Origin of the sequence: Acidovorax sp. HMWF018, assembly GCF_003061035.1 — a bacterium.
GTDB classification, from domain to species: domain Bacteria; phylum Pseudomonadota; class Gammaproteobacteria; order Burkholderiales; family Burkholderiaceae_C; genus Acidovorax; species Acidovorax delafieldii.
Map to the genome: position 1 here is coordinate 4,021 of NZ_QAIM01000632.1, position 746 is coordinate 4,766.

Sequence of the window (746 nt, forward strand, 5' to 3'; positions counted from 1 at the left end):
CGGTGGTGCCGCCCGCTGCAAAGGGCACAACGATGGTGACGGGCTTGGCCGGCCAGGCCTGCGCTTGGGCCGGTGCGCTGGGCAGGGCACAGGCAGCGGTAGCCAGGGCGGCCAGTGCCAGCAGGTGGTACCGGCGTGTGAGTGGTGCTGTGGGCGGCGTTGACTGTGGGTGGTGCGGCTTTGCAATGCGTGTCATGGTTGTCTCCGTGGGGTTGTGGTTCTTGTGTTCTTTAGGTTGCAGGGCTGCTGGGGAGGCATGTGTAGGGCGTCAGCCCGTGGCTGCGATCAGGATCGCGCGGAAGTCGTTGACGTTGGTGCCCGTGGGGCCGGTGACCACGGCATCGCCCAGCGCGCCAAAAAAGGTGTGGGCATCGTGCGCGTCCAGCGCAGCGGTGGCGTGTTGGCCCAGCGCGGCGGCGCGCTCCAGCGTGTCGGGCGTGGCGATGGCGCCAGCCACGGGCTCCAGGCCGTCGATGCCGTCGGTATCCCCAGCCAATGCGTACACGCCGGGCAGGCCCTTGAGCGACAGGGCCAGGGACAGCAGGCATTCCACATTGCGCCCGCCGCGACCTGGGGTTGGCATGGGTTGTCCCGGAGCGGGTGCGCGCAGGGTGACGGTGCTTTCGCCACCGCTCAGCAGCACGCGGTGCCGTGGTGACGGGGCCTTGGCGGCGTAGCGGGCGACACCGGCCAGCACGGTGCCCATGTCGCGGGCTTCGCCCTCCAGCGCATCGCCGAGCAGCGTG

At 70.1% G+C, this 746-nt stretch carries 1 protein-coding gene and 1 pseudogene; both read right to left on the minus strand.

The features are described 5' to 3' along the window. Positions 1-196, minus strand: a pseudogene (locus DBR23_RS31910) (tripartite tricarboxylate transporter substrate binding protein); the annotation flags it as partial. 72 nt (positions 197-268) lie between these two features. Continuing rightward, positions 269-746 (minus strand): MOFRL family protein (locus DBR23_RS31915; protein WP_369882175.1); only part of this gene is annotated, 478 nt, incomplete at its 5' end.